Here is an 18491-nt window from a genome sequence, read left to right on the forward strand (position 1 = left end):
TAATGTTCCTGGTTTCAGTTTTGAATTGCTGATCGTTTCAGTCTTTTGTTTCTGTTACTAAACTCCGTTTGGTAACTCCCGTTTTTGTTGGGACTGCAAAGGTAGAAATCTTTTTGTTATTGTCAAGCTTTTTTTGAAACTTTTTTATTTTGTTTTTCTTGGTCTTTAAACCGCCAAAACAACGTCTGACTTATCTCTACTGCAATCTTTCAAATCCTTCTCTCTTTATCACTCTCAATCTTTCTCTTCCTCCGAAGCGGGATGCAAAAGTAGGAAAATTTAACCGTTCTCAAAACAATCTTACCATTATAATTGTATCGTACCGCTAACTACATGATTTACAAGCACAAAAACTTCACCCGAACTTAACGTAAAATATACACCAAGGTCAAATCAATGAAAAAGGAAGGGTAAACGCCAGCAAAGAACCTGATTCGGGAAGAAATAGATCATATATAACATAGCGGAAAGGCGCAGGCCACAAATTAACCTTCCGAAAACAGTAAAAACTTATTGTAGTATAAGACAGTATATATACTATCTATATATAGCCCGAGGTTGGGAGGTAGTTGAGAGGGAGTTGGAAGGTAATTGAGAGGTAGTTGAAAGGTTAAACAGCCTTCCAACAACTACTCAGATACCTCTCAATTACCTTCCAACCCCGGAGAATCTACGGAGCGTATAGCCATTGTATATAGACTATGTAAAGGTCATTCAGGAATATTTGTTACAAACTCTTCTCAGGATCAGACATGATGTAAACCTATATCCGTAATATGACAACGGCCAGTCAGGGAGACAATCGGAAAATCTCATTTCGAGATGGCTTCGGGAAAGGTTTTACCGATACCAGCTCTAACCTCGGTCTATACTCGGTGCAGACTCGGTCAGAAGCGTGTTAAAGACGGGTAAGCACCGAGTAAATGTGGAGCATAAAACAAGGCTTCCCGCAAGCAGGTAGAATGTTAATATTAAAGTGTAAACACAGCAAGTAGTTTAATAAAGACAGTTAAACAGCAGCTAAAGAATAAATTCAGGAAGCAACCCCTCAGGAAACAGAATCATCAACCTGAATGAGTATAAAAATAAAATATAATCCTGCAACAATTAAAGCCGATCAGTATTGTCCTGTAGACAGTAAAACCAAGGTACAGGCCTCCACCGGCTCTATTCCATTTTTACTTAACAGTTCTTCCAGTTCCGGATTTTCTGTTCCCGGATTAAAAATCACTCTTCTTGGCTTTGTCTGAAGGATATAATCGTAATAAGAATGCTGTATTTCTTCTCCTACATATAAGGTAATGGTATCTATATCCTGATGAAGGATTCCAGGTTGCTCTATAGCAACTCCGGCAACCTCCCCCTTTTTGATTCCAACATTTATAATATGATGTCCTTTTGCTTTCAACATATGAGCAGCCTTATAGGCATAGCGCATCGGATTCGGGGAAGCCCCAATAATTAAGGTATTACTCATGATTTTTAAATTTCGACAGCAAGGCGATTTGCCCTGCATGATAAGCATGGTGCTGGATTAAACCGTTTAACAATTCAAAATGACTCAAGGTCCTTGTTGGCATTGGGCCGGTAAACAATTCAGCAGACCATTGTTCTTCAGAAAATTGATTTACCAAAGCCAACAGATCTTCATTTATACGGTCAAAATCATTCACAATGACTTCCCAGTATTCATCAGTCTGATGCGCCGGAACCGGCCAATCCCCTTTCAATGGTTCTTTAGGTAAATTCCCTGATAACCTCGAAATCACTTCTTCCGTCCAGGAACTCAGGTGCAACACTAATTCCGCAATAGAATGCGCATCAGGGATCGGATGCGTAAAAGCTTGTGCTACTTTCACTGAAGCAACAACAGTAGAGATGTTATTACCATGCCAGGCATCACCATCATATGCCTTTCTTAATTCCTTAGCAAAATCGATCATATGATATGATAAACAAACTAATTTTAAATCTGTTTCTACTAAATGTATTTTAGAACAGCATTCGCACAATTTACCCCATCAATTGCAGCGGAAACAATTCCACCAGCATAACCTGCACCTTCCGCACAAGGGAATAAACCTGCTACCTGAGGGTGCTGAAAGGTTTCTTTATCTCTTGGAATACGCACCGGCGATGAACTTCTGCTTTCCACACCAACAAGAATAGCTTCATTCGTATAATAGCCCCGCATCTTCTTCCCAAAAAGCGGCAAGGCGTTTCTTAGGCTTGAGGCCACAAAATCAGGAAGTGTTTCTTTAAGCATCACACTTTTAGTACCAGGCAAATAAGAATTCTTTGGGAGATCTACTGAAATCCTATTCTCCACAAAATCTACCATTCGTTGCCCCGGAGCTACCAAATTACCACCACCAAGCTGAAAAGCAGTCTTTTCGATCTCTGCCTGAAAATGCATCATCCTCAAAGGATCCTCCCCTTTGACATCTTCCAGCGTAATCTGCACCACTGTACCGGAGTTTGCAAAAGGGTTATTTCTTTTGGATGGAGACCAGCCATTCACTACAATTTCATTCTCATAAGTCGCACAAGGCGCAATAATTCCACCCGGGCACATACAAAAAGAAAACACCCCTCTGCTACCTACCTGCTCCACCAAACTATAATAAGCCGGAGGCAGAAATTCACTTCTAATGTCGCAATGGTATTGTGCTGCATCTATAATCGCCTGGGGATGTTCGATTCTTACCCCTAATGCAAATGGCTTAGCTTCCACCAAAATATTTTTCTGGTGCAGCAATTCATAGATGTCCCTTGCCGAATGCCCCGTCGCCAGGATCACTGAATCAGCCAGTAGCTGATCTTCCCCATTCACCACCACTCCTTTTATTTTGCCAAAGTCAACCAGGATATCTGTGACCTTCTGATCAAAGCGAACCTCACCACCGGCACTCAGGATGCGTTCCCTGATCGCAGTAATGATGTGTGGAAGTTTATTTGTACCAATATGCGGGCGGGCGTCGACTAATATATCATCTGTAGCACCATGCTCCACAAAGATCTGTAAGACCTTATTGATATCACCACGCTTATTAGAACGGGTATACAGTTTACCATCAGAATAGGTCCCTGCCCCTCCTTCTCCATAACAATAATTAGATTCCGTATTTACGATGCCTTCCTTATTGATTGCCGCCAGATCCCTTCTCCTTTGTTTTACATCTTTACCACGCTCCAGCACAATCGGCTTTAATCCGTTTTCTATGCATTGCAAAGCAGCAAAAAGACCTGCCGGTCCTGCACCAACAATAATTACATGCTTATTGTTGCTGACATTTGGATAATTTACAGCAAAAACTTCAGTTACCGGTTCTTCTTCGATAAAGACCCGGACCTGCAAACGATAAATTACCTTTCTGGAACGGGCATCAATAGATCTTTTAAGAATCTGATGCCCTTTTATTTTTGAGATGTCTATATTTAAAGCTACAGAAAGACTTTTCTTTAGCACAGATTCCTGCCCCACATCTTCCGGAGCAAGGGTAATTTCTATTTCCTTTTGCATAAAATATGTCAGGTTTTTATCCTGAACTGCAACAAAGGTACGCAAATCCTGAAGGATTTCAGAAGCAGGCCAACCTGAAAAATAGCGTTCCGACTCTGATCAATGGCGAAAAAAGTACTCTATCATATTGGCATAAATGTCTCCCCGATTACCCCATAAATATGCATTTGGGTGTAGAAAAGAAACAGAGTTCAGTCCTTTAATAATTACACAGGATCAATTGCTCCAACAAAACCCTAACTCCAAAAATGAGGCGCCTCAGCTATGTAACACCATTATTACAAGCTGGTTTCAAATCTGATCCTTCCTTTAAATGGCACAAAATCCAACCTGAATTTTATTAAAAACACTCCATTTCTCAGGGCGATTATTAAGTTGATTTAAAAGTACTTATCCAAACCGCCCAAAAGCAAACGGGCTTCATGAAACTGAATTATTGGTATATTTAAATATGTTTATTAAAAGTGCTAAATAAGTAATAAACATAAAATAAATCATCCCAAAACAAAATTTATGAAAACTTACCAAAATCAAATCTATGTAAAAGCAAAGCTGCTTTTCATCGTCGTGGCTGCAATGTTCGTCGCCACTTCCTGCAAACAAAACTCGGATTCCGCTACCCCTGAAAGCGTAGAATCAGGACTTCAAAAGAATTCAGCACAAAATGTTTCCGCAAAAGCAGAAGTATGGAACAAAGCCAATCTAACCAATTACGAATCTTACCCTGACCCGGGAAGTGAGGAGTGTATAAAATACAATGGTTGCTTATGGGCCGGGCAATTCGCCTTTATTTCCGGGGTTAAACCGGAAAGCTGGGTAAAAGCCAACAACATCATCTCTATCCATTCTAAAGATGCTGCAAAATACAAACTAAAAACACTTAGAATCAGACAAGGAAACAAGACGATCGACGCCAAAGTCTATGATAGATGTTCTGACAATGACTGCGAAGACAATTGCTGTACTGTCAACGCAACACAAAATGGGCTTAACTTTCTTATTGATATCGAAAAATACACCATGTGGCGCTTTGGCTCTGGTGATGGTATCGTAGAATGGAGATGCCTCGATTGTAATTAACAACAAAATTAGCACTTTTAAAAGGATCCGGACCCCCGTTCGGATCCTTTTTTATTAGGACAATTATTGATCATCATCTTTTTAGCGACTGACAAAAGGGCCGTTCCAAGGGATAAAAACGTACTTTTGGTGACTTTTTGTAAAAAGCTGTCAGGTTTTTATACGTATTCGTAACAAAGGAACGGAAATTGAGTTCTAATGTGTAAATTAACACTTAGAAAAACAGAACGTAAAAACTGAAACCAGCAACAGGCAAATTTCAGTTCAACTAAAAACAGAAATTATGAAAAAAACAGTATTAGCAATAGTTGCCATCTTGGTCGTATTTGTAGCCATCAGCGGATGCGGTTACAACGGTTTGGTAAAACTAGATGAAGATGTTAAGGCAAAATGGAACCAGGTAGAGACTCAATACCAGAGACGTGCGGATTTAATCCCGAATCTTGTAAATACTGTTAAAGGTGCTGCAAAGTTCGAGCAATCTACCTTAACACAGGTTACAGAAGCCCGTGCTAAAGCAACACAAATAACTATTGACCCAGATAAACTGACTCCGGAGAATATAGAAAAATATCAGGCTGCACAAGGGCAAATAAGCCAGGCCTTAGGACGTTTACTAATGGTTACTGAAAACTACCCTGAATTAAAAGCCACAGAACAATTCAGAGATGTTTCTGCTGAACTTGCAGGAACAGAAAACAGAATTGGTGTTGCCCGTAAAGATTTCAATGAATCTGTACAGGTTTACAATACCAAAGTAAGGTCTTTCCCAAATAACATCACTGCAGGTTTGTTTGGATTCAGTCAAAAAGCAGGTTTCAAAGCTGAAGCCGGTGCTGAGAAAGCACCAAAAGTAGAATTCTAGAATACCATCACAACATTTAAGGGTAATGCGTGTTTAAATAACAAACATGTATTACCCTTATCTTTATCAAATAATCCTATCATGGGAATATTCACAGAACAAGAACAAGAATTAATCGCCAACGCAATTTCAGAAGCTGAAAAAGCAACTTCCGGCGAAATCAGAATTGCAGTAGACAAGCACTGCGAAGGCGATGCATTTGAAAAAGCAACGTCTTATTTCTCAAAACTGGGAATGGAAAAAACGTCTAAACACAACGGGGTTCTTATTTACCTCGCTTATGTGGACCATAAGTTTGCCATCATTGGCGATAGCGGTATCAATAAAGTTGTACCACCCGACTTCTGGGAAACGACAAAAGTAGCCATGAAAGCTCATTTTTCTGGTGGCAACCTGGTTCAGGGAATCATTGCAGGCATCGTCCTTGCTGGCGAAAAACTAGCTTCATTCTTTCCTTTTCAAGGTGGGGATATCAATGAGCTACCGAATGAAATCATTTTTATGGATCAATATAAAGCGGTAAAGCCATGAAGCAATCCATCATAGCTTTACTATTTACCTTAATTTCTACCATTGGATTTGCACAGGACTTTCCTGAGAAACCCAACAAGCTCGTTAATGACTATACCGGGACACTAAGTGCCACTGAAGTGCAGCAATTGGAACAAAAACTCGTTGCTTTTGATGATTCCAGCTCTACACAGATTGCCATTGCCATTCTCAAATCAGTTGGAGAATACGATATCAGTGAATATGCATTGGAACTGGGTAGAAAATGGGGAGTTGGAAACAAAGGAAAAAACAATGGAGTATTGATTGTTGTGGCCCTCGGTGATAGAAAAATTTCTATTCAAACCGGATATGGTGTAGAAGGTGCACTCCCAGATTTATATGCAAGAAGAATCATAGACAATGACATTAAACCACACTTCAAAACCGGCGATTATTATGCAGGATTAGAAGCGGGGACCGATGCCATTATCCGTTATACCAAAGGAGAGTATAAAAATGACAAACCTAAAAAGGGAGAGTCAGGAGGCGGAGCCTCAGGAATATTAATTATCATCATCATTGTGGTTGTCGTGATCATTATCCTTAAAAGAGGTGGCGGCGGCGGCGGCGGAGGCCAGGTCATTGGTGGCCGTGGTGTCGCAGATGCACTTTTCTGGAGTATGTTACTTGGCGGAGGAAGAAGTTCCGGTGGTGGCGGAGGCTGGGGAGGCGGAGGCAGCAGCGGCGGCGGAGGCTTTGGCGGATTCGGTGGTGGTAGTTTTGGTGGTGGCGGTAGTAGCGGTAGCTGGTAAATCATATGTATAGAAAAGACTTAATCACAGCGGAAATTCAAAAGCTTGCTCAGGTACTTGCCCGCATAATGGGACTCAAGCTGGAAGGAAAACAAGAAGAAGCAGAAGAACTATTCCTGGAATCTTTATTAAAAGAATTTGGAATCACTGAAGCACAATTGTTTTCAAAACAGAACGATGAATTTGAACCTTTAATTACTGATTCCGCACTTCCGGCAGAAAAGCTGGAGATGCTGAGTCAGTTTCTATATGCAGAATTCAATCCTTCCCTGCCTTCGGAGAGAAATGATGCCCTGGCAGAAAAACTTATATTAATCTATCAAACGCTCGAGGTGAAACATCGCATCGTCAGCATGATCAATCTGGACCGTCAAAAAAAGGTTCAACAATACCTGAACTCCTAACATGGAAATATTAAAGTGGCAAAAGCTATCCTCAAGATATCTGGTTAAAGAACAATGGGCAACCTTACGTGTAGATACCTGTGACCTTCAAAATGGAATTGTAAAAGACGACTATTTTGTACTGGAATACCCAAACTGGGTGAATGCAGTAGCACTGACCGCAGACAACGAAGTCATCATGGTCCGGCAATACCGACATGCAGGAGACATCATTTCTCTTGAAATTCCAGGTGGGGTGATTGATGGCGATGAAAAACCAGAAGATGCAGTCAGAAGAGAGTTACTGGAAGAAACAGGCTATTCTTTTCAAACTTTAGAACTCATCGCAACCCTTTATCCCAATCCGGCAACAGCAAACAATGTGACTTACACCTACCTGTTAACCGGGGGAGTTAAAACTCAGGAACAACATTTAGATGAACATGAGATCCTCAATGTAGAGAAATATAGCATCCCGGAAGTTAAACAACTGCTCATAGACAATAAAATTGACCAGTCGTTACACGCTTCAGCGCTATTCTACGGATTACTGAAACTGGAAGCTATCCGGTAGATTTAGCAAGCAACAGCGTTAACAAAAAATAAAAAACCGGGTAAGCAGAACTTACCCGGTTTTTATGTTTAAATGAGACAGGTGCAGCTAACTCATTTTTAATTTCTTCTGAATGTCGTGAACGTAACCCTTAAACTTTTTATCCGTATCAATCAGGTCTTCGACCGTCTGACAAGCATAGATGACCGTAGAATGGTCTCTTCCGCCAAAGAAAGCACCAATGGTCTTTAAAGATGATTTGGTATGACTTTTTGAAAGATACATTGAAATTTGTCTCGCCTGCACGATCTCCCGTTTCCGCGTTGGTGATTTCACCATATCTACAGGGACCTCAAAGTATTCACAAACCAGTTTCTGAATGTATTCCATTGAAATCTCCTTGGAAGTATTTTTAATGAAGTTTTTCAACATTTGCTTCGCCAGGTTCAGGTCAATATCTTTTTTATTTAAGGTCGACTGGGCCAGTAAAGAAACCATTGCTCCCTCCAGCTCTCTCACGTTGTTATCAATATTATGGGCTACATATTCTACCACCTCGTTAGGAAGTTCAATCCCATCGGCATACATCTTCTTTCTCAGGATGGCGATTCTGGTCTCCAGATCAGGAATCTGAAGGTCTGCAGAAAGCCCCCATTTAAAACGGCTCAGCAAGCGCTCTTCCAATCCGGCCAAATCCTTGGGTGCTTTATCTGAAGATAAAATTACCTGTTTACCAGATTGGTGTAAGTGATTAAAAATATGGAAAAAGATATCCTGAGTCTTTTCTTTACCTGCAAAATTATGTACATCATCCATGATGATCACATCCATAGCCTGGTAAAAATTAACAAAATCGTTAATTGTATTATTTTTCAGTGAATCCACAAACTGCTGACAGAACTTTTCGCAGGAAACATAAATGACCAGTTTATCAGGCATGTTTCTTTTGATCTCATTTCCAATCGCCTGTGCCAGATGCGTTTTACCTAATCCTACGCCCCCATAAATCATCAAGGGATTAAATGATGTCCCACCTGGTTTCGCTGCCACAGCATAGCCCGCAGAGCGCGCCAGACGGTTACAATCTCCTTCAATATAGTTTTCAAAAGTATAATTGGAATTCAGTTGAGGATCAACGGTGAGTTTTTTTAATCCGGGAATGATGAAGGGATTTTTAATGTCTTTATTTATGGACACCGGAATGGGCATGGACTGAAATTTGGCCTCTGCCCCGTTCCCATTGCTGGGCATATTGGTGGTATAGGGAGAACCGCTGTTTGAAGACTTATCCACCACAATATTATACTCCAATCTTCCCTCGTCCCCCAACTGCTTTTTGACTGTCTTTCGGAGCAAACCAACATAATGCTCTTCCAGCCATTCATAGAAGAATAAACTAGGTACCTGTATCGTTAAAACTTTGCCATCCAACTTGAGAGCGGATATTGGCTCGAACCAGGTTTTGAAACTTTGATTCGGTATATTATCCTTTATGATTTGGAGACAGTTTTTCCATACTTCGGTACAAGTTTTTTCCATTGTCATAATATAATTTGTTGGTTTATTGCGACGAGAACAACACAAAACTCATGCTGATTCGAGATATCGAATATTCAAAAAATTATCAACAAAAAAAACTTAATTTGAATTTAATTGGCAAGCACCTAAACATCAGTAACATACCATAGTTAACCTGAATTTATTGTGTGGATAACTATTTTTTAACATTCTTTTTAATACTCTCCAAAAACACTACGCAAGACATCAGCGATCTCTCCAAGGCTGGCATAAGCCTCTACAGCGACCAGAATATAGGGCATCAGATTTTCCGTTCCTTTTGCAGCAAGCTCCAGATCCTTCAAAGCTTTTTCCACAGCCGCATTATCCCGCTCAGATCTGAGCTTTTTCAGCTTGTCAGTTTGTATCGTCCGGATGGATTCATCGATGGTAAAAACATCATTGATTCCTTCCTTTTCCTGAGTGAATTTATTCACCCCAACAATCACCCTTGTCCCTGCTTCGATCTCCACCTGATACTGGTAGGCAGCATCTCCGATCTCGTTCTGAATGTAGCCGTTTTCTATCGCGTTCACTGATCCGCCCATGGCATCAATCTTATCAATATACAACTGAGCTGCAGCTTCGATTTCGTCCGTCAGGTTTTCCACAAAATAAGATCCGGCAAGGGGATCAACCGTTTCAGTTACCCCACTCTCAAAGGCAATCACCTGCTGTGTCCTTAAAGCGATTTTGGCAGCTGCTTCAGTAGGCAAAGAAAGTGCTTCATCGTAACCATTGGTATGGAGCGACTGTGTCCCTCCAAGCACCGCAGCCATTGCCTGGTTGGTCACCCTGATGACATTGTTCAAAGGTTGCTGTGCCGTTAACGTAGAGCCTCCGGTTTGTGTATGAAAACGCAGCATTTGCGCCTTCTCATCAGTTGCACCAAGTTCTTTTGTGATTTTTGCCCACATTCTTCTCGCTGCCCTGAATTTAGCAATCTCTTCAAAGAAATTGTTATGGCAATTAAAGAAGAACGACAAACGTTTTGCGAAGACGTTGATATCCAGCCCCTTTTCCAAAGCTGCATTTAAATAAGCTTTTCCATTGGCCAATGTAAAAGCAAGTTCCTGAACTGCCGTAGAACCCGCTTCACGGATATGGTACCCGGATATAGAGATGGTATTCCATTTAGGAACCTCTTTACTGCAATACTCAAAGATATCCGTGATGATCCTCATCGAGGCTTTTGGCGGATAGATATAGGTTCCCCTAGCCGCATACTCCTTCAGGATGTCATTCTGAATTGTTCCCGAAATCTGTCTGATATCTGCCCCCTGTTTTCTGGCCAATGCAATATACATCGCCAGTAAAATCGAGGCAGTTGCATTGATCGTCATTGAAGTGGTGATCTTCTGAAGTTCTATTCCGTCAAATAATATTTCAATGTCTTTTAAAGAATCGATCGCTACCCCAACCTTCCCTACTTCACCTTCAGACATTTCATGATCTGAATCGTATCCGATCTGTGTAGGAAGGTCAAATGCAACCGATAAACCCATTGTTCCCTGTTTAAGGAGATAGTGGTACCGCTTATTGGATTCCTCGGCAGTGGAAAATCCCGCATACTGACGCATGGTCCATAAACGCCCCCTGTACATGTCTTTTTGAATTCCACGTGTATATGGAAATTCTCCCGGCAGTTCTGTTACCGGTTTAGCATTGGTATATATTTCTTTGATTTCGATACCTGAGGTAGTCGTAAACTTTTTATCTTCCATAATTAAAATAACTGATGAATATCCTTTTTAATCAGATCAAGGGTCAATTCGTAAGGATTGTCGGCAATCCCGGCCATGTGTTGCAGCACTTTTCTGCTCAGGTCTATTCCTGTCGAATGCTCCGGCAGGTCTTTCGCGGCATTACTCACCATCGCCAAAGTATCGTCCTTTAATTTCCGGATCACATTCCAGGTACTTTCAGTCACATAAAGCTGCTGCGTTACATTATGCTGATACTCGGCCCTGATTTCATTTAAGGCCAGCGACTGTAAATCTTTCACTGCAATGCCCTGATGGTGGAGGCGGAGAAACAAATTCGAGGGATTAATACGCTCAATAAATACTATCAAACGTTCATGCGCCTGCAAACGTAAAGGCAAAAGCTGTGCTTTTTCGTTTTGTGGCTGACCTGCAGATTTTAACCTGAACCAGGTCTGAATATCACCTTTAACCAGATAATAACCAACAGAAACGGTAACTACTCCGGCGATCGACAGTGCTGCCGTTTCGGTTAATAAAGATTCTATGTTCATTTCTTTGTTTGAATTCCGTAATAATTAGCGAATAACACCGACAAAAATGTACATTTTATTTATATTTGTTCTTCCTAATTTTAAATAACATGAGTAATACAGTTGATACGGCATTTGCACCAGTTACCTTTACAGAAACTGCTGTAAAAGAACTTTTTAAGTTAAAAGACCAACAAGAAATCGCTGAAGACTTCGGCTTACGTGTAGGAGTAGAAGGTGGCGGTTGCTCTGGAATGAGTTATGTTTTAGGTTTCGATCAAAAAAAAGAAGGAGATCAGGAATTTATAATTGATGGAATTAAAGTGTTTATGCACAAAGCCCATCAGATGTATTTAATGGGAATGCAGGTAGATTGGCAGGATGGTTTAAATTCGAGAGGATTTACCTTTAACAATCCAAATGCAGCCAGTACCTGTGGTTGTGGAACCAGTTTCTCTGCATAGATAGTATTCGTTCTGATGAACTTTATTTAGAGTTCCTTTGTAACATTATAAGAGGTCTCGTTGTCTTAACAACGGGACTTTTTATTTTTACCCTATAAAGCATTATATTTCCTAAAGAATGACCTATACAGAGAACGTAAGAATTGCCATCCAATCCATAAAGAGTAACAGATTACGTACGATGCTTACGGCATTGATCATTGCGATAGGCTTATCTGCTTTAGTAGGAATTTTAACCACTCTTGACGCGGTTAAGAAAAGTATGACCGAAGCCTTTTCGAGTATGGGGGCCAATTCATTCACCATCAGAAACCGTGGTATAGGCATCCGGATAGGTGGAGGTGGAAAAAGACCCAAGCCTTTTAAAACTATCCGTTACGAAGATGCCATTTCTTTTAAAGAACGCCTAAAGACTCCAGCCACTGTAGCCATCAGTGTAAGCGCCAGCTTTGGCTCAACCATCAAATACGGAACAGAAAAGACCAATCCAAACATTAATATACAGGGAGTGGATGAGAATGGACTGAATTCTCAGGGCCTTCAGCTCGCGCTGGGAAGAAATTTCAGTCAGACAGAAACCCTCCAGGGCAGTAACGTCTGTATTGTGGGTAGTGAAGTAAGTGAGAAGTTATTTAAGGGACAGTCTCCAATTGATAAGGTGATAAACGTTGGTAACAACCGGCTCAGAGTAATCGGACTGTTGTCGTCAAAAGGCCAGAGTATGGGCTTTAGCGGCGATAGAGCGGTGTACGTTCCCTTGCTGAAAGCAAAGCTCATTAACTCTAATGCCAACCCTTCCTATACCATTACGGTAATGGTTCCTAGCAATGACCTTCAGGAAACGATTATCGGAGAAGCGACAGCTGAATTCAGGAAGATCAGAAAAGTTAAAATTACAGATCCGAACAATTTCGAGATCACAAAAAGTGATGCCATTGCGCAGACACTGTTTGAAAATCTAAAATATGTAGTCTGGGGTGGAATAGCAATTGGCGGGATAACGCTTATAGGAGCTTCTATTGGTCTGATGAACATCATGCTCGTTTCTGTAACAGAGCGTACCCGGGAAATCGGGATCAGGAAAGCAATCGGTGCAAATCCTGCCGTCATCAGAAAACAATTTTTGATTGAAGCCGTGATGATCTGCCTGATGGGGGGGGCATTTGGAATCTTTCTCGGAATATCGATAGGCAACATCATATCCCTGGCCATGGGTGGTGCGTTTATTATTCCATGGCTGTGGATCTTTGGTGGCTTTGTCCTCTGCGTTCTGGTGGGTATCCTGTCCGGATATTATCCTGCAAAAAAAGCATCCAAATTAGATCCTGTTGAAGCACTCCGATACGAATAACACGAAACACATTCCCATAAAAAAAGGGCATCTTTTCTAAAAAAGATGCCCTTTTGTATATCCAAACGAGATTACCTACCCTCGTATTGAGTGTCGTAATAAGCTTTATAGTTTCCTGAAGTAACATTCGATAACCATTCTTCATTCTCCAGATACCAATCGACCGTTTTTGCCAGTCCTTCTTCAAATTGCAAGCTGGGTACCCAGTTCAATACATTTTGTAATTTAGAAGAATCAATCGCATAACGCAAATCATGTCCTGCCCTATCCGTTACAAAGGAAATCAGTTTTGCCGAATCCCCTTCATTTCTGCCCAGCTTCTGGTCCATAATCTTACACAACAGATGAATCAGGTCGATGTTCTTCCATTCATTATGCCCACCGATATTATAAGTCTCTCCGGTTTTCGCCTGATGAAAAATAACATCTATTGCCCTTGCATGATCTTCCACCCAAAGCCAGTCCCTGACATTCTCCCCTTTTCCATAAACCGGAACAGGCTGATTGTTTTTAATGTTGTTAATAGCAAGGGGGATCAATTTCTCCGGAAAATGATGAGATCCATAATTGTTGGAACAATTAGAGATCACTACATCCAATCCATAAGTGTCATGATATGCCCTTACAAAATGATCTGAAGACGCTTTCGATGCCGAGTATGGGCTGTGTGGATCATAAGCTGTAGCTTCAGTAAACATCCCTGTTTCACCTAATGCACCGTATACCTCATCCGTAGAAACATGGTAAAAACGTTTCAGGTCATAAGCTCCTTTCCAGTGCTCTCTGGCCGCATTTAAAAGGTTCACTGTACCAATTACATTGGTCATCACAAAAGCAGTTGGATCTGAGATAGATCTGTCTACATGCGATTCTGCAGCCAAATGAATCACTGCATCAAAGTTTTCCTGTTCAAACAATTCACTCATGGCAACAGCATCGGTGATGTCTGCTTTTACAAAGCGATAGTTAGGTTGATGCTCTATATCTGTTAAATTAGCCAGGTTTCCTGCATAGGTTAACTTATCCAGGTTCAGTATTTCGTATTCCGGGTAATTGTTTACAAAGCGACGAACGACATGCGAGCCAATAAATCCCGCGCCACCCGTTATCAGTATTTTCTTTTTCATTGGAATATAATTGTTTTTCAAGGGTTATGAAGCAATCACGACCTTGTATTATTCACTGACATTTATTGTTTTCAATGGTATTCATGAGCTCGCAAACCCGGTTCATTTCATTATTAAATTTCCTTAGGCAAGCCTAATTCTGCTGCTACAGCAGCTGTTTTGTAAGTATATAACTTTGTCAGCACCTCATTGAAACCGGCTTTCAGATCAAATTGAATATCTTCATGCATCTTTTGATATTTATTAAACACCGAAAGAACAGATTTTGCAAAATAGATCATGAGCTTTTCATTGAATTTATGCAAAGGAGAAAAAACACCCTCATTAAAATCAATTGGTACTCCTCTGAAAAGATGTATCCTTAACTCCATCTCAGTGTTCAGATCTTTTGTCACTTTAAAATGATGGGTAATGCTTCCATTTAGCTTTCTCATTTTCAACAAAGCATCTTTTGCATTCATCTTTCTGTTCGACAACAGTTCGGCAATTTCCAGATCAATACGATCTCTCAACTTCTCCTGCCTGTCTACCAGATCATGCTCATCTTCCAGCAATTTAAAATGCAAATGTTCCGTTAAGATCTTGTCTTTGGCGATCAACCTGAGCAAAAGCTTGTCCTTTTCCTTTTCAGGAAGGGATTTTATTTCCAGCTTAAGGTCTTTATGCTCGCTTAATAACATCTAGAAAGGGTTGTCTTTTAAATATTTTTCCCAGTTCCATGCAGAAGACATCATGACATTGATATCCAGCTCAGCCTTCCATCCTAAATCACGTGCGGATTTAGTTACATCTCCCCAAACTTTTTCAATATCACCTTCTCTTCTTGCACCGATGGTATAACTTAATTTTTCGCCTGTTGCTTTTTCAAAAGCCTCAATCACCTGTAATACGGTAGATCCGGTACCTGTACCTAAATTGAAGACCTCATAATTCGACTCCGCCTTATCACTTTCCATTCTTCTGATTGCGGCAACATGTGCTTTAGCCAGATCAACCACATGGATATAATCTCTGATTGCACTTCCATCCGGAGTATCATAATCATTTCCATAAACCGTAATCGGACCACGTTTTCCAATGGCAGACTGGGTAATAAAAGGAACCAGGTTTTGTGGAACTCCTATCGGCAGCTCTCCGATTAACGCAGTATGGTGTGCACCAACCGGATTAAAATAACGCAGAGAAGTGACCCTTAATTCAGGAGTAACTGCACAGGTTTCCTGCAGGATCTCTTCTGCAATCTGTTTGGTATTTCCATAAGGAGATTCTGCTTTTTTAACCGGTGCACTTTCTGTTACCGGTAAAACATCCGGTTGTCCATATACCGTACATGAAGAAGAGAATACCAGGTTCACCTTACTGTCAAATCCATTGATGATATTGATCAGAGAGTAAAAGTTATTTCTATAATATTTGAGTGGTTGTTGCACAGATTCACCCACCGCCTTAAATGCGGCAAAATGAATGACACCAGTAATGTCTTTATGTTTAGTTACAAATTCTTTCACTTTCAGCTCATCACATAAATCGAGTTCTACAAACTCAGGTTTCTTTCCTGTGATGGCTTCTATCTGGTTAAGGATTTTAGGATTGGAGTTCGAAAAGTCATCAACAATCACCACATCATATCCTGCATTGTAGAGCTCTACAACGGTGTGTGATCCGATAAATCCCGTACCACCTGTTACTAGTATTTTAGACATTTTTTATTAACGGTTATAGGTTGTAAAATCTTTGTGTTCTTTATTAATCAGTGCTTCCGGAGGTAAAGACTTGAAATACTCATAAGTAATTTTCAGTCCTTCTGCCCTGCTCACTTTAGGCTCCCAGCCGAGGATTTCCCTTGCTTTGGTAATATCCGGACGTCTTTGTTTAGGATCGTCAACAGGCAGGTCTCTCAATACCAGCTTCTGAGTGGTTCCGGTAAGCTTGATGATTTCTTCACCAAATTGTTTAATCGTGATCTCATCCGGATTGCCAATATTCACCGGCATCGCGTAATCACTCAGTAACAACCGGTAGATGCCCTCTACCAAATCATCCACATAACAGAAAGAACGTGTTTGAGAACCATCACCAAATACGGTCAGGTCTTCTCCACGTAATGCCTGTCCGATGAAGGCAGGTAAAACACGGCCATCATTCAGACGCATTCTTGGTCCATAAGTATTGAAGATCCTTACAATCCTGGTTTCTAAACCATGGAAAGTATGGTAAGCCATGGTCATCGCTTCCTGAAAACGCTTAGCTTCATCATATACACCTCTGGGACCTACCGGGTTTACATTTCCCCAATATTCTTCCGGCTGAGGGTTTACATTCGGATCGCCATACACTTCTGAAGTAGAAGCAATCAGCATCCTGGCATTTTTACTTTTTGCCAGACCTAATAAATTATGTGTTCCTAATGAACCTACTTTTAAGGTCTGAATAGGGATTTTTAAATAATCAATAGGGCTTGCCGGAGAAGCGAAATGAAGGATATAATCCAGTTCACCTGCTACATATACGAACTTAGACACATCATGGTGTGCGAACTCAAAGTTCTCCAGTTTGAAAAGATGTTCAATATTCCTGAGGTCACCGGTAATCAGGTTATCCATTGCAATAACATGGTAATCTTCTTTAATGAACCTATCACATAAATGCGATCCTAAGAACCCTGCGGCTCCGGTAATCAATACTCTTTTACGTCCCATTAGTCTATAAGTTTACGGCCAACACTGTTATAATAATAGCCTAAGTCGATCATTTTCTCCAGATCGTACAGATTACGTCCGTCGAAAATCACTTTATTACTCAGCACTTCTTCCATTCTCTCAAAATCAGGGTTTCTGAAAACCGACCATTCTGTAGCAATCAATAAAGCATCTGCATGTTGTAATGCTTCATACTGATCCTCTACGTAATTAATCTTTTCACCGATAAGACGTTTCACATTAGGCATTGCTTCCGGATCAAAAGCCGTTACTGTTGCACCATGTTTAACCAATTCATCAATGATGTACAAAGCCGGAGCTTCACGGATATCATCGGTTTCCGGTTTAAACGCCAATCCCCATAAGGCAAAATGCTTGCCTTTCAGGTCACCTTTATAGTATTTCAGCAGTTTATCTACCAGTACCGTCTTTTGTTTTTCATTTACATCCATTACCGCTTTCAGGATCTGGAAATTATACTCATTTTCATCGGCTGACTTCGCCAGGGCCTGGACATCTTTAGGAAAGCAACTTCCCCCATATCCGATTCCCGGGAAAAGGAACCGTTTCCCAATCCTTGCATCAGAACCAATCCCTTTACGTACTGCATCTACATCAGCACCAACAATCTCACAAAGATTTGCAATTTCGTTCATGAACGTGATTTTTGTAGCCAGAAAGGAATTTGCAGCATATTTTGTCAGCTCTGAAGAGCGTTCATCCATGAATAAGATCGGATTTCCTTGTCTGACATAGGGGCCGTACAATTCGGCCATCAGCTTCTGGGCTTTCTCACTTCCTGTTCCAATCACCACGCGGTCTGGTTTCATAAAATCTTCCACCGCTACACCTTCACGCAAAAACTCAGGGTTAGATACCACATCAATTTCGATATCAGTATGCGCTTTAAAAACCGCCTGTACTTTATCCGCTGTTCCTACAGGAACCGTCGATTTATTAACAATGACTTTATATTCGGTAACTAATTTAGAAATGTCTTTTGCTGCGCCAAGGATATAAGATAAATCTGCTGCCCCATCTCCTCCCGGAGGAGTTGGTAATGCCATGAAGATGATCTGTGCATCCTTAATTCCATGAGCAAGATCGGTGGTAAAAGTCAACCTTCCCTGGGCAATATTTCTGTGAAATAATACATCAAGACCCGGTTCATAGATAGGTACTTCACCAGCTTGCATTTTCTGTACTTTGGCTTCATCTATATCTACACAAATCACTTTATTTCCTGTTTCTGCCAAACAGGTACCAGTAACCAAACCCACATATCCTGTTCCAATAACAGCTATTTTCATATATTAATTACGTTTTAATTTTAATGGAGTATCTTCGGC

General features: G+C 40.8%; 19 protein-coding genes. 8 read left to right on the forward strand and 11 right to left on the reverse strand.

The window, feature by feature from the left end:
* Positions 1–1117: 1117 nt before the first annotated feature.
* From BUC20_RS30535 to BUC20_RS30545, 3 genes are read right to left on the reverse strand one after another with little or no spacing between them, the layout of a single operon-like run.
* Entirely contained in the window at positions 1118–1477 is a 360-nt protein-coding gene (locus BUC20_RS30535) for a CoA-binding protein (RefSeq protein WP_073237684.1), read from the reverse strand.
* Positions 1470–1943 carry a DinB family protein gene (locus BUC20_RS30540; protein WP_073237686.1) on the reverse strand — a complete coding sequence of 158 codons (474 nt, stop codon included), beginning with the start codon at positions 1941–1943 and terminating at the stop codon, positions 1470–1472. The genes BUC20_RS30535 and BUC20_RS30540 overlap by 8 nt, the downstream gene beginning before the upstream one ends.
* A 38-nt stretch (positions 1944–1981) precedes the next feature.
* The gene (locus BUC20_RS30545) at positions 1982–3523 is read right to left on the reverse strand and encodes an NAD(P)/FAD-dependent oxidoreductase (protein WP_073237689.1); all 1542 of its coding nucleotides are present in this window, start codon (positions 3521–3523) and stop codon (positions 1982–1984) included.
* Between the two features lie 513 nt (positions 3524–4036).
* Here BUC20_RS30545 and BUC20_RS30555 point away from each other — a divergent pair.
* The 6 genes from BUC20_RS30555 to BUC20_RS30580 all read left to right on the forward strand — a co-directional run bounded on the left by BUC20_RS30555 (position 4037) and on the right by BUC20_RS30580 (position 7729).
* Positions 4037–4603 carry a hypothetical protein gene (locus BUC20_RS30555; RefSeq protein WP_143166980.1) on the forward strand — a complete coding sequence of 189 codons (567 nt, stop codon included), beginning with the start codon at positions 4037–4039 and terminating at the stop codon, positions 4601–4603.
* Positions 4604–4886: 283 nt separating this feature from the next.
* Positions 4887–5468 carry a LemA family protein gene (locus BUC20_RS30560; protein WP_073237695.1) on the forward strand — a complete coding sequence of 194 codons (582 nt, stop codon included), beginning with the start codon at positions 4887–4889 and terminating at the stop codon, positions 5466–5468.
* Positions 5469–5549: 81 nt separating this feature from the next.
* A complete protein-coding gene (locus BUC20_RS30565) occupies positions 5550–5999 on the forward strand; it encodes a TPM domain-containing protein (RefSeq protein ID WP_073237698.1) in 450 nt (149 codons plus the stop codon).
* On the forward strand, positions 5996–6772 hold the full coding sequence (locus tag BUC20_RS30570) for a TPM domain-containing protein (protein ID WP_073237701.1): 777 nt from the start codon (positions 5996–5998) through the stop codon (positions 6770–6772). The genes BUC20_RS30565 and BUC20_RS30570 overlap by 4 nt, the downstream gene beginning before the upstream one ends.
* A gap of 5 nt (positions 6773–6777) precedes the next feature.
* Entirely contained in the window at positions 6778–7176 is a 399-nt protein-coding gene (locus BUC20_RS30575) for a hypothetical protein (protein WP_073237704.1), read from the forward strand.
* Between the two features lies 1 nt (position 7177).
* Positions 7178–7729, forward strand: coding sequence for an NUDIX hydrolase (locus tag BUC20_RS30580; RefSeq protein ID WP_084529440.1), 552 nt, complete (start codon positions 7178–7180; stop codon positions 7727–7729).
* Positions 7730–7816: 87 nt separating this feature from the next.
* Here the strand turns inward: BUC20_RS30580 and dnaA are convergent, their stop codons facing one another.
* From dnaA to BUC20_RS30595, 3 genes are all read right to left on the reverse strand, one after another.
* Positions 7817–9247: a chromosomal replication initiator protein DnaA gene (gene dnaA, locus BUC20_RS30585; protein WP_073238390.1), complete on the reverse strand. Its 1431-nt coding sequence runs from the start codon at positions 9245–9247 to the stop codon at positions 7817–7819.
* A 194-nt stretch (positions 9248–9441) separates the two neighbouring features.
* Positions 9442–10989, reverse strand: a complete 1548-nt coding sequence (locus BUC20_RS30590; RefSeq protein ID WP_073237707.1) for an acyl-CoA mutase large subunit family protein — start codon at positions 10987–10989, stop codon at positions 9442–9444.
* Positions 10990–10991: 2 nt separating this feature from the next.
* The gene (locus BUC20_RS30595) at positions 10992–11522 is read right to left on the reverse strand and encodes a DUF7935 family protein (RefSeq protein WP_073237711.1); all 531 of its coding nucleotides are present in this window, start codon (positions 11520–11522) and stop codon (positions 10992–10994) included.
* An 89-nt stretch (positions 11523–11611) separates the two neighbouring features.
* Here BUC20_RS30595 and BUC20_RS30600 point away from each other — a divergent pair, with 89 nt between their 5' ends.
* Positions 11612–11965: a HesB/IscA family protein gene (locus BUC20_RS30600; RefSeq protein WP_073237714.1), complete on the forward strand. Its 354-nt coding sequence runs from the start codon at positions 11612–11614 to the stop codon at positions 11963–11965.
* 118 nt (positions 11966–12083) lie between these two features.
* The gene (locus tag BUC20_RS30605) at positions 12084–13316 is read left to right on the forward strand and encodes an ABC transporter permease (protein ID WP_073237717.1); all 1233 of its coding nucleotides are present in this window, start codon (positions 12084–12086) and stop codon (positions 13314–13316) included.
* Positions 13317–13387: 71 nt separating this feature from the next.
* On the opposite strand, the gene rfbB is transcribed toward BUC20_RS30605, so the two are convergent.
* The 5 genes from rfbB to BUC20_RS30630 all read right to left on the reverse strand — a co-directional run bounded on the left by rfbB (position 13388) and on the right by BUC20_RS30630 (position 18452).
* Positions 13388–14443: a dTDP-glucose 4,6-dehydratase gene (gene rfbB / locus BUC20_RS30610; RefSeq protein WP_073237720.1), complete on the reverse strand. Its 1056-nt coding sequence runs from the start codon at positions 14441–14443 to the stop codon at positions 13388–13390.
* Between the two features lie 113 nt (positions 14444–14556).
* Positions 14557–15123 (reverse strand): hypothetical protein, encoded by a 567-nt coding sequence (locus BUC20_RS30615; RefSeq protein ID WP_073237722.1) that lies wholly within the window; start codon positions 15121–15123, stop codon positions 14557–14559.
* On the reverse strand, positions 15124–16146 hold the full coding sequence (galE, locus tag BUC20_RS30620; RefSeq protein WP_073237725.1) for a UDP-glucose 4-epimerase GalE: 1023 nt from the start codon (positions 16144–16146) through the stop codon (positions 15124–15126).
* A 6-nt stretch (positions 16147–16152) separates the two neighbouring features.
* Positions 16153–17142, reverse strand: coding sequence for a UDP-glucuronic acid decarboxylase family protein (locus BUC20_RS30625; protein WP_073237728.1), 990 nt, complete (start codon positions 17140–17142; stop codon positions 16153–16155).
* Positions 17142–18452, reverse strand: a complete 1311-nt coding sequence (locus tag BUC20_RS30630) for a UDP-glucose dehydrogenase family protein (protein ID WP_073237731.1) — start codon at positions 18450–18452, stop codon at positions 17142–17144. Before BUC20_RS30630 ends, BUC20_RS30625 begins: the two co-directional genes overlap by 1 nt.
* Positions 18453–18491 lie beyond the last annotated feature (39 nt).

Source organism: Pedobacter caeni, assembly GCF_900129215.1.
In the GTDB taxonomy this organism is placed as follows: Bacteria; Bacteroidota; Bacteroidia; order Sphingobacteriales; family Sphingobacteriaceae; genus Pedobacter; species Pedobacter caeni.

Coding starts and splice junctions, on each gene's coding strand:
- BUC20_RS30605 (WP_073237717.1), top strand. CDS start 12,084: ATGACCTATACAGAGAACGTAAGAATTGCCATCCAATCCATAAAGAGT.
- BUC20_RS30600 (WP_073237714.1), top strand. CDS start 11,612: ATGAGTAATACAGTTGATACGGCATTTGCACCAGTTACCTTTACAGAA.
- BUC20_RS30595 (WP_073237711.1), bottom strand. CDS start 11,522: ATGAACATAGAATCTTTATTAACCGAAACGGCAGCACTGTCGATCGCC.
- BUC20_RS30590 (WP_073237707.1), bottom strand. CDS start 10,989: ATGGAAGATAAAAAGTTTACGACTACCTCAGGTATCGAAATCAAAGAA.
- BUC20_RS30535 (WP_073237684.1), bottom strand. CDS start 1,477: ATGAGTAATACCTTAATTATTGGGGCTTCCCCGAATCCGATGCGCTAT.
- BUC20_RS30630 (WP_073237731.1), bottom strand. CDS start 18,452: ATGAAAATAGCTGTTATTGGAACAGGATATGTGGGTTTGGTTACTGGT.
- BUC20_RS30565 (WP_073237698.1), top strand. CDS start 5,550: ATGGGAATATTCACAGAACAAGAACAAGAATTAATCGCCAACGCAATT.
- BUC20_RS30560 (WP_073237695.1), top strand. CDS start 4,887: ATGAAAAAAACAGTATTAGCAATAGTTGCCATCTTGGTCGTATTTGTA.
- dnaA (WP_073238390.1), bottom strand. CDS start 9,247: ATGGAAAAAACTTGTACCGAAGTATGGAAAAACTGTCTCCAAATCATA.
- BUC20_RS30540 (WP_073237686.1), bottom strand. CDS start 1,943: ATGATCGATTTTGCTAAGGAATTAAGAAAGGCATATGATGGTGATGCC.
- BUC20_RS30625 (WP_073237728.1), bottom strand. CDS start 17,142: ATGGGACGTAAAAGAGTATTGATTACCGGAGCCGCAGGGTTCTTAGGA.
- BUC20_RS30545 (WP_073237689.1), bottom strand. CDS start 3,523: ATGCAAAAGGAAATAGAAATTACCCTTGCTCCGGAAGATGTGGGGCAG.
- BUC20_RS30570 (WP_073237701.1), top strand. CDS start 5,996: ATGAAGCAATCCATCATAGCTTTACTATTTACCTTAATTTCTACCATT.
- BUC20_RS30615 (WP_073237722.1), bottom strand. CDS start 15,123: ATGTTATTAAGCGAGCATAAAGACCTTAAGCTGGAAATAAAATCCCTT.
- BUC20_RS30580 (WP_084529440.1), top strand. CDS start 7,178: ATGGAAATATTAAAGTGGCAAAAGCTATCCTCAAGATATCTGGTTAAA.
- BUC20_RS30575 (WP_073237704.1), top strand. CDS start 6,778: ATGTATAGAAAAGACTTAATCACAGCGGAAATTCAAAAGCTTGCTCAG.
- galE (WP_073237725.1), bottom strand. CDS start 16,146: ATGTCTAAAATACTAGTAACAGGTGGTACGGGATTTATCGGATCACAC.
- rfbB (WP_073237720.1), bottom strand. CDS start 14,443: ATGAAAAAGAAAATACTGATAACGGGTGGCGCGGGATTTATTGGCTCG.
- BUC20_RS30555 (WP_143166980.1), top strand. CDS start 4,037: ATGAAAACTTACCAAAATCAAATCTATGTAAAAGCAAAGCTGCTTTTC.